This is a genomic window from Thermoflexus sp. (assembly GCF_040289485.1).
Lineage (GTDB): Bacteria > Chloroflexota > Anaerolineae > Thermoflexales > Thermoflexaceae > Thermoflexus.
The window spans coordinates 1-9,307 of sequence record NZ_PSLG01000076.1 but is presented as its reverse complement, the minus strand read 5'-3'; the positions used below and the strand labels follow the sequence as shown (position 1 = coordinate 9,307).

Below are 9,307 nucleotides of genomic sequence, written 5' to 3'. Positions count from 1 at the left end.
CCAGGGCGGCCTCCGCCCAGCGGGCAAAGGCCTCGCGGTCCTCCGGCGCCTGGGCCGCCCAGGCCTGCCATCGGGCCCAGGCGGTGGGCCAATCCCTTCGTTGGGTGGCGACCTCGGCCAGGCCGCGCAGCGCCGTCGGGTCGCCTTGGCGCATGGCCGCGCGCCAGAGGGCCTCCGCCTCCTCTTCGCCCAGGGCGGTCTGCAGGCGGGCCATTCGGTGCAGGACCCGGGGGTCCTCCGGGCGGCGGGCCAGCGCCATCTCGTAGAAACGGCGTGCCGAGAGCCCGCGGCCCTCGGCCCAGAGGCGGTCGCCCGCGCGGATCCACGACGCCACCATGGCGCTCTCCGGATCCAGTGGGAGGATCGCGAGGCCCAGGATCAGGAGGCCCGCCACTCGGATCCAGCGCATGTCGATCAGCGTTCTCCGGCAAATGGGGTGGCGCTCCAGGCTATAATACCCCCAATGGCCCGCCGATTCCCGGCGGGAAAGGCAATGTGAGGAAGGCAGCCGATGGCGTTGCGGGTGGCGATCGTGGGGGCCGGGGCGGCTGGCCTGGCAGCCGCCTACGACCTGACCCGCCACGGGGCCCAGGTGGTCGTTTACGAAGCCGCGCCCCAGGCAGGCGGCCTGGCCTCGGGCTTCAAAGCCGAGGGGTGGTCCTGGTCCCTGGAGCGGTTTTACCATCACTGGTTCGCCTCCGACCGGGCGATCCTGGGGCTCATCGCGGAACTGGGGTTGAGCCATCGGGTGCGGTTCCTCCGGCCGGTCACCGCCGTGTGGTATAACGAGCGTCCGTATCCTTTCGACAGCCCGCTGGCGGTGCTACAGTTCCCCGGCCTCTCCCTGCCGGAGAAACTGCGCATGGGGCTGGTCATTGCCTATCTGCGTTTGACCCTCCGCTGGGAGCCGTTGGAGCGGGTGACCGCCCATGAATGGCTGCCGCGCCATATGGGCCGGCGGGCCTATGAGCGGATCTGGCAGCCGCTGCTGGAGGGGAAGTTCGGAGAGGCCTACACGGAAGTGAACATGGCTTGGTTCTGGGCCCGCATCCACAAGCGCAGCCCCCGCCTGGGCACCTTTGAAGGCGGCTTCCAGGCCTTCTTCGACGCCCTGGTGGATCGGGTCCGGGCGCAGGGCGGGGAGGTGCGCCTGGCGACCCCAGTGTTCCGGCTGGAGCCCGAAGGGGACGGGTGGCTGGTGGAGGCGGCGGACGGCGCGGTGGTTTACGATGCGGTCCTGGTGACCACCTCTCCGCGCCTGCTCGTCCGTCTGGTCCCGGCCCTGCCGGCCTCGTATGCCGGCCAGTTGTTGCACCTGCAGGCCCTGGGGGCGGTGGTCCTGATCCTGGCCCTGGATCGCCCGCTCACCCAGGGGGTTTACTGGATCAACCTGCCCAAGCGAGCAGGCTTTCCCTTCCTCGCCCTGGTGGAGCACACGAACTACATCCCGGCCGAGCACTATGGGGGCGAGCATCTGGTTTACTGTGGGGATTACCTCCCGCCGGAGCATCCGTATTTCTCCATGTCCCCCGAGGCGTTGCTGCGCACCTTCCTGCCGGCGCTGCCCCGGTTCAACCCGGCGTTCCGGCCGGAGTGGGTCCGGCGCTACTGGGTCTTCCGCGAGCCCTATGCCCAGCCGGTGGTCCCCGTGAACTACTCGCGGATGATCCCAGCGGTGCGCACGCCGCTGGCTGGCCTCTATTTCGCCAGCATGAGCCAGGTGTATCCGTGGGATCGGGGGACCAACTACGCGGTGGAACTGGGCCGGCGGGCGGCGGCCATGATCCTGGAGGACGCGGCGCGGGAGCGGCGCCTGGTGCGGGCGCCGCTCCCGCAGGCAGCGGACAATCCTCCCGGTCACCGTCCATAGGCCGCGTCGAAGAACCGGATCTCCAGCGCCATGGCCGTGCGGTAAAGGTCCCGCTGAACCGCCTCTTCGCCTGGGAGCCGGTCCAGCAGCCCCTCCAGCCGGCGGGCCAGGGCCTCAAAGGCCTCGCTGGCGTAGGTCTCCACCCACTCCCGGTAGGGGCTGGCGGGGTCGGTGAAGGGGCGGAGGGTCCGGCCCAGGTGGGCATACAGGCGCATGCAGGGCGTCATGGCGGCCACGATGTGCCCGGCCGGCTCCAGGGCCGCCACGCGGAGGAGGAAGTCCGTGTAGGCCCGGGTGGCCGGGGCCGGTTCGGGGGTCAGCGAGATCCCCCAGCGGGCCGCGTATCCCTGGTGCAACCGGAGTTCCTCGAAGGTGCCTTCCAGGAGCGCCCGGAAGTCGGCCATCGCCTCCCGATCGGGCGCCTTGGCGAAGGCCAGGGCGTAGGCCCGCGCGAAAGCGTCCAAGAAGAAGGCGTCCTGTCCTACGTAGAAGGCGAAGCGCTCCCGCGGGAGCGCCCCCGAGGCGATCCCCTGCACGAAGGGGTGCGCCTCACAGATCCGGACCAGATCTTGACAGGCCTCCCAGAAATCCCGAGCGCGTCCCATCGGATTCCTCCGGATCCCTCAGGGGGTCGCCGACCGGGGGCGGAGGAGCCAGCGGCGGGCCTGGGCGATCCCCAGGTAGAGCAGGAAGGAGACCAAGAAGGTCGGGAAGGTGGCGCCGACAGAGGGGGCCAGGCAGGTGAGGGCCTGATACGTCGCCACCCCGAAGGCCCAGGCGATCAGCCCCTCCGGCCGCACCGGGGCCGGCCGATACAGATCCTCCTCCGTGTAGGATCGGCGGAGCACGAAGTAATCGGCGACCAGCACCCCGAACAACGGGACGAAGGCGGTCCCGATGAGCAGCAAGAAGTTCTCATACTGGGTCAGGGGGATGGTGAGGGCCAGGATCAGGCAGATCCCCCCGATGAGAGTGGCGAAGAGGGCCTGCCGGACCCGTGGCCAGATGTTCTGCAGGGAGACCGCCGCCGAGTAGATGTCCGCAAAAGCGTTGTCCGTCTCGTCCACCAGGATGATGGGGAGAGCGATCCACCCGATGGCCAGCGCCCCGATGGCCTCCACCAACTGCCCGGTCTGGGCGGTGAGGAGCAACAGGGCTCCCAGGGCGTAGAACCACACGTTGGCGATGAGGTAGCCGATGTAAGTCCCCCAGAAGGCCGGCCCGGGCCGCCGGGCGAAGCGGTTGTAATCGGCCACCAGGGGCATCCAGGAGATCGGCATCGCCGCCACCAGGTCGACGGCCAGCCAGAAGGGCATCTCCCCGGTCCCCGGCCGCCGCCAGGCGGCGCCCAGGTCGTAGGTGGTCGCCAGGTGGATCGTCAACCAGAGGGTGGTCAACAGCACCAGCCACACCGCGAACTTCTCCAGCCACTGGCGCACCACCACCAGGGGGCCGCCGATGGCCATCAGGGTGCACCACAGCCCGAAGAGGACAGCCCAGAACGGATAGTTGGAGAAGCCGAGGAAGCGGCGGCTGATGAGGTCCGCCGCCTGAGCCATGACGATGATCTCGAAGGCGCCCCAGCCGATCAATTGCAACACGTTGAGGGCGGTAGGGAGGAAAGAGCCCCAGCGCCCGAGGGAGGGGCGGAGCAGCACCATGGTGGGAGCGCCCGTCCGGCTGCCGATGTAACCGGTGGCCGCCAGGAGCAGGTTCCCCAGCAGGGTCCCGAGGAGGATGGCCAGCAAGGCCTGCGGGAGGCCCAGGCCGGGCACCAGCAGGGCGCCCGCAGCCATCACCAACAACCCCACGCCGAGGTCTCCCCACAGGACGGCGTAATCGAGGAACCCCAGCCGTCGGGCTTCGACAGGCACCGGCTCGATGCCCCACTCGGGGGGCGCCTGGAGGCGGGGGAGCGCGCGGATCCACGCCTTTCGGAGCGCCATGGCACACCTCCGGAACGGATGGGATGGGCGAAGCGGCGTGGGGGGAACAAAAAACGCCCGCCGACGGACGGGCGAGGGGTGCGAAGCCCAGCGACAGTCCCTCCGCCGGTATGACCCGGATCAGGTTCAATGGGTCGGCGCCGGGGCCGGCCGGCGGCCGGCAAGGCGCCCTCTCAGCCCGCTTGCCCGCGGACTCCCCACGTCGCTTCGGGGCGATTTTAAATCGATGCGGCCGGGCTGTCAAAGAGGGGCGGTGGCCGGAGGCGGCTCGGGCCACGGGGAGGCCGATCCCTCCACCTGGCGCTGGGCGGCCTTTAGGGTGTTGACCAACAGCATCGCCACGGTCATCGGGCCAACGCCCCCCGGAACCGGGGTGAGGGCACCCGCCACCTGGATGACCTCCTCGAAGACGACGTCCCCTACCAGCCGGTAACCTCCCGGGGCCTGGGGATCCGGCACCCGATGGATCCCCACGTCGATCACCGCCGCCCCGGGCCGCACCATCTCCCCCCGCACCAGGCCCGGCCGGCCGGCGGCCACGATCAGCAGGTCCGCCTGGCGGGTCACCTCGGCCAGATGGGGGGTTCGGGAATGACAGACAGTGACCGTGGCGTCCAGCCGCAACAGCAGCAGGGCCATCGGCAGCCCCACGATCCGGCTGCGCCCCAGGACCACCGCCCGGCGGCCGGCGATAGGGATCTGCGCTTCCTGGAGCATCGTCAGGATCCCCAGGGGAGTGCAGGGGACGAAATACGGATCCCGCCCTTTCAGCCCCAGGCGGCCGATGTTCCAGGGATGGAACCCGTCGACGTCTTTCTCCAGGGGGATCGCCCCCAGGATCTCCTCTTCATCGAGGTGGGGCGGCAGCGGCAACTGCACCAGGATCCCGTGGACCTCCGGATCGTCCGCCAGACGGCCCAGCAGCCCCAGCACCGTCCGACGGTCCGCCTCCCCAGGCAGATGATGGTGGAGGGTGCGGATGCCCACCTCCGCGCAGGCGCGCTGCTTGGCCCGCACGTAACTCTGTGAGGCGGGATGGTCGCCGATGAGGATGGTCGCCAGGCCGGGGACCCGTCCGGTGCGGTCCCGGAAGGCGGCCACCTGGGCTTTCACCCACGCCCGCCAGCGGTCGGCCATCGCCCGTCCGTCCAGGATGCGTGCCGCCACGGGTCTCTCCTCGTGCGAGCCCCGACGCAGGGCCCTGGGCTTCATGCGGACGGCTGGGCCCCCTCCGGGGAGACCCCGGATCCGGCGTTGCCGACCAGGGTGGAGAGGGGGGCGATGAGCCGGGTGAACTCCATCGGGAAGACGAACTTGGTGGCCGGGCTGGCCCCCAAGGCCTTGAGGGCTTCCAAGTATTGCAGGGTCATCGTGTTGGCGTCCAGGGTGCGGGCGACGGCGAAGATGCGCTCCAGGGCCATCGCGAACCCTTCTGCTCGCAGGATCTGAGCCTGGCGCTCGCCCTCCGCCCGCAGGATGGCCGCCTCCTTCTCCCCCTCGGCCTTCAGGATGGCCGCCTGCTTCTCGCCCTCCGCCACCTTGACCGCCGCCTCCCGCTTGCCGTCGGCCTCGGTCACCAGGGCGCGGCGGTTGCGCTCCGCCGACATCTGCCGGGTCATGGCCTCCAGCACATCCCGCGGCGGCTGGATCTCCCGGATCTCCACCGCTGTCACCTTCACCCCCCAGCGCTCGGTCACCTCGTCCAGTTTCACCCGCAGGGCCTGGTTGATGTACTCCCGCTTGGCCAGGACATCGTCCAGCAGGATGTCGCCGATGACCGCCCGCAGGGTGGTGGTGGCGATCCCCACCGCCGCCGAGACGAAGTCTCGCACCTGCACCACGCTCTGGACAGGATCCACCACCCGCCAATAGATCAGGAAGTCGATGCCGATGGGGGCGTTGTCCTTGGTGATGGAGGTCTGCTGGGGGATCTCCCGGAACTGCTCCCGCAGGTCCACGGTGATCGCCCGATCGACGATGGGGATCAGGAGCACCAGCCCCGGCCCTTTGGCCCCGATGACCTTGCCCAGGCGGAAGACCACCAGGCGTTGGTATTCGGGCACGATGCGGATCATCGAGCCCAGCAGGGCCAACGCGATCAGGCCGCCGCACGCCAAAAGCACCAGCAGGGTGAGCGCGCTCTCCATCGTGACCTCCCGCAGGAAACTGTGGTTCCAGTTTACCGGCTTCGAGGCCCGGTGGGGAGAGCCTGCCCCAGGGCACGGGCTCAACCCCATGGGGCCCCAGCCCTTTCTATGGCTGCGGACTTGTCCGATTCCTCTTGGTATCAGCAGGAGGCGCACGCCCGGGCGCGCGCCGAGGCGCTGGCCCGTCTGGCAGCGGGCGAGGAGACGGGGGGCCTTCGGGGCCGGATCGGCGGGTGGCTGATCGCCCTGGGGGCCTGGCTGCAGGGCGCGGACACGCGGTGATCTGTCTCACGGAGAGACCATGGCCAGGTGCGCGCGGGCGGTGGCGAAGTTGGGGTTGAACCGCAGGGCCCGCTGGAAGAGCGCCCGGGCCCCCTCCCGATCCCCCAGGGCCAGCAGGGCCTGGCCCTTGAAGTCATACCACTCCTCGACGTAGGGCGTCACCCGCAGGTTGGCGTCGGCCAGGGCGATGACCTCGCGGTAGCGTCCGACGGCGAGGTAGGCCTCGAAGGGCTCGAAACGGTACCAGAGGATCCGCCAGGGCAGCCCGAGGGCGCGGGCCTGATCGAAGGCCGCCGCGGCGTCCGACGGCCGGCCAAGGCGGAGCAGCGCCGCCCCGGCGTTGAACCAGGCGAAGGCGTCCTGGGCGTTCGCCTGGATCTCCTGCTGGGCGCGGGCCAGCGCTCCTTCCCACATCCGCCGATCGTCCTCCCAGTCCGGCCCGACCACCTCCCGCAGCCGGCCTTCCTCCTCCGGACGGTAGATCAACACATAGGTCCGGTTGAAATGGCGCCAGTAGCGGTCCGCCTCCTCCGCCGGCACCCCCTGGTTCGGCCCCATGTAGGAATCCATCACGATGAACTGGCCTGCCCGCTCGCTGTAGCCGATGAGCAGCCGGTAGTGGCCCATCCACCCCTGTTTGGGGTCCGGCTCGAAGCCGGTCTCGAGGATGACGGGGAAGCCCGCCCGGAGCAGGCGCCGGAGGAGGTCGAGGGTTCCGTTCACCCGCACCTTCGCCCCCAGCCCCAGGCGGCGGGCGAAGGCGGCCATCTCCTCCGGCGAGACGTTCTTGTCCTCAGGGTCCGGCTTCAGGACGGCGGCGGCCTCCTTCTGGGTCCCCGGCCACCCGTAGAAACTCAGGGCCATGGCCAGGGTGGCCGGCCCGCAGTTGTTCCAGGTTTGGAAGGCATGGCGCACGCCATACAGCAGGACGTCGGCCTGCTCCAGGGCAGCGGGGGTGTTGCGGGCCGCCTGGGTGGGTCCGGGGAACCGCGCCGGGGTGACCGTGGGCGTCGGGGCCGGCCGGGTCACCGTGGGGCGTAGAGGGGGCGGGGCCGTCGGGGGACGGAGGGAGGGGATGCGCGGGATGGAGGGCGCAGGGGACGGCTGCGGAGTTCCGGCCGAGGGCGTCAGCCAGGCAGCGAGCCAGTCGGCGGGAGGGGTGGCCATGGGCGTGGGAACTCGGTCCGGATGGGCAGGCCAGAACCACAGCTGGAGGGGCTCCGGAAGGACCCGGGCGACGTAACGGGGAGGCAGACGGTGGAGGCCTTCCCACAGGGCCCCCATCCCCAGCACGGCCATGGCCAATCCCCACGCCCACCACCGCCAGCGCGGCATCGCCCGACCCTCCGGATCCCGGAATCGGGCTACCGTAATTTTATATCACGCGAGGGGGAGGCGGGGGATCCCCATGGCGGCTTCCAGCATCGCCACCAGGCCGGCGGAGACCAGCGTGTGGCCGCCCAGCAGCAGGGCCAGCGGGGCGCGGGCGGCGGCCTCCACCCAGGCGCGGATGACCGGGTCGCGGATCGCCCCCGGCATCCGGAGGTCGGCGGCATAGCGGTCCACGGGATCCGGCCAGCGGCCGGCGGCGGCCATCCACACCCGGATGTCCAGCAGCGCCCCGTCCGCCAGTTCGGCCAGCGTCTGGAAGAAATGCTCGGGGCCGACCGCCTGGAGGTACGCGTAAACCAGGGAGCGCACCTCGCCGCGGAGCATGCGGGCGCTGGCCTGCATGCCGCGCTCCTCGCTGAACACCCGCGTCCAGACCTGAGCGTGGCGCTCCAGAGCAGCCCAGGCCCAGGAAGGGACGCGGCCGGCGATCACCAGGCGACTTCCCGGCGTGCGGAGCAACTCCTGCAGCCGCCGCACCGCAGAGGCGTCCCAGCCGGCCTCCACCACGGCCTCCCGCAGGGCCTCCGGGGCCAGGGGGTGTTGCGCGGCGATCAGCGCGTCCACCGGCGTGTCCAGGTCCAGCAGCGAGGCCGTCGAGCAGGGCCAGACCCGCGCCGGGAGCCCTCCCTCCCGATGGAGCACCCAGGCCATCGCGTTGTCTGTGGGCAGCCGATGAACGTGACGAAGGACGGCCGCCGCCGGCGCCACGGCGATCCAGTCGCTGGAGTACAAGTTGTTGGTCAGCACCCCTTCCCCTATCTCCGCGAAGGCGGCCAGCACCTCCGCCCAGTCTGTGGTGGACATCAGGGGGGAGGCGCCGGCCCCGATGTAGAGCAGGCGGGGGATCCGGTGGCGGTCGATCAGGTCGGCCAGACGGGTGCCGAACACGAACCCCCTGGGGTCCGGATCCACATCCAGCCGCACGTCAGGCCCCTCGCCTTCCAGCGGCTCCAGCCCTGCCGGATCGGGCGCGGCGACGATGACCCGGTCGATCCGGCCGGTCGCCATGATCCGCCGGAGGGTCTCCCGGGCGGCGGCCCGGAGCACGCGGCCCATCTGCTGCTCCAGCGGATGGACGCCCAGGGGTCCAACCATCAGCACGAGGACCGTTTTTGACATCGCGGGCTCCCGTCGTGGTCTTCGGGCTCTCCTCTTGTCCGATCCCTCTGGGATGCATTGTCATCCCTTTCCCCATACAGGGGAAGCCGATGGCAGATCCCTGGCCATGGGTTTGGGGGAGGCCCCTCACGGCCGAGCGCCGGCGATGGCCTCGGGCATCACGCGCATGCTCCCCGACCGCATCGGCTTCACCGACCCAGGGAGATGGGGTTCCGGCCTCCATCGGGGTGGGGGAGATCGTGCACACGACCGCCCGCGGCGAGAACATCACCATGATCTTGATCAACAACGCCAACTACGGGATGACGGGCGGACAGATGGCCCGCACGATGGTGAGAGGATGTGGAGCGGGCTCTGGAGACCCACATGTTCAGTCCCTATCAGGATCTGATGGCGCGCAACGTCCTGGCGTTGCGGGAGGGCGCCCGCCTCGCCCGGGAGGCTGTTCCCATCCCATAGGGAAGAGATGGGCGGGGGCAGGTTTTGGGGTTCCTGCCCCCGCGGGGCTACGGGGCGTGGATGACTTGGATTTCGATGACGGGGAGGTAGAG

The 9,307-nt window shown here is 70.3% G+C and carries 9 protein-coding genes, 1 pseudogene and 1 riboswitch; of the genes and pseudogenes, 3 read left to right on the top strand and 7 right to left on the bottom strand.

The window, feature by feature from the left end:
* Positions 1-409, bottom strand: a 409-nt coding sequence (locus C4313_RS10250; RefSeq protein ID WP_352429766.1) for a tetratricopeptide repeat protein, incomplete at its 3' end; no start/stop codon positions are given.
* 102 nt (positions 410-511) lie between these two features.
* Here C4313_RS10250 and C4313_RS10245 point away from each other — a divergent pair.
* The gene (locus C4313_RS10245; RefSeq protein WP_352429765.1) at positions 512-1,870 is read left to right on the top strand and encodes an NAD(P)/FAD-dependent oxidoreductase; all 1,359 of its coding nucleotides are present in this window, start codon (positions 512-514) and stop codon (positions 1,868-1,870) included.
* On the opposite strand, the gene C4313_RS10240 is transcribed toward C4313_RS10245, so the two are convergent.
* The 4 genes from C4313_RS10240 to C4313_RS10225 form a co-directional block, all read right to left on the bottom strand.
* Entirely contained in the window at positions 1,858-2,475 is a 618-nt protein-coding gene (locus tag C4313_RS10240) for a TenA family protein (protein ID WP_352429764.1), read from the bottom strand. The two genes, C4313_RS10245 and C4313_RS10240, sit on opposite strands and share 13 nt — an antisense overlap.
* Before the next feature lie 18 nt (positions 2,476-2,493).
* Positions 2,494-3,816 carry a putative hydroxymethylpyrimidine transporter CytX gene (cytX, locus tag C4313_RS10235; protein ID WP_352429763.1) on the bottom strand — a complete coding sequence of 441 codons (1,323 nt, stop codon included), beginning with the start codon at positions 3,814-3,816 and terminating at the stop codon, positions 2,494-2,496.
* 79 nt (positions 3,817-3,895) lie between these two features.
* Positions 3,896-4,026: riboswitch (TPP riboswitch) on the bottom strand.
* Positions 4,027-4,056: 30 nt separating this feature from the next.
* On the bottom strand, positions 4,057-5,028 hold the full coding sequence (folD, locus tag C4313_RS10230) for a bifunctional methylenetetrahydrofolate dehydrogenase/methenyltetrahydrofolate cyclohydrolase FolD (protein WP_352429762.1): 972 nt from the start codon (positions 5,026-5,028) through the stop codon (positions 4,057-4,059).
* Positions 5,025-5,963 carry an SPFH domain-containing protein gene (locus C4313_RS10225; RefSeq protein WP_352429761.1) on the bottom strand — a complete coding sequence of 313 codons (939 nt, stop codon included), beginning with the start codon at positions 5,961-5,963 and terminating at the stop codon, positions 5,025-5,027. Before C4313_RS10225 ends, folD begins: the two co-directional genes overlap by 4 nt.
* 120 nt (positions 5,964-6,083) lie before the next feature.
* Here C4313_RS10225 and C4313_RS10220 point away from each other — a divergent pair, with 120 nt between their 5' ends.
* Positions 6,084-6,245, top strand: a complete 162-nt coding sequence (locus C4313_RS10220) for a hypothetical protein (protein WP_352429760.1) — start codon at positions 6,084-6,086, stop codon at positions 6,243-6,245.
* Between the two features lie 6 nt (positions 6,246-6,251).
* On the opposite strand, the gene C4313_RS10215 is transcribed toward C4313_RS10220, so the two are convergent.
* Positions 6,252-7,580 carry a C39 family peptidase gene (locus tag C4313_RS10215; RefSeq protein ID WP_352429759.1) on the bottom strand — a complete coding sequence of 443 codons (1,329 nt, stop codon included), beginning with the start codon at positions 7,578-7,580 and terminating at the stop codon, positions 6,252-6,254.
* Positions 7,581-7,625: 45 nt separating this feature from the next.
* On the bottom strand, positions 7,626-8,756 hold the full coding sequence (locus tag C4313_RS10210) for a hypothetical protein (protein WP_352429758.1): 1,131 nt from the start codon (positions 8,754-8,756) through the stop codon (positions 7,626-7,628).
* A 118-nt stretch (positions 8,757-8,874) separates the two neighbouring features.
* On the opposite strand from C4313_RS10210, the pseudogene C4313_RS10205 reads away from it, so the two are divergent.
* Positions 8,875-9,097: pseudogene (locus tag C4313_RS10205) on the top strand (thiamine pyrophosphate-dependent enzyme); the annotation flags it as partial.
* Between the last annotated feature and the right edge of the window lie 210 nt (positions 9,098-9,307).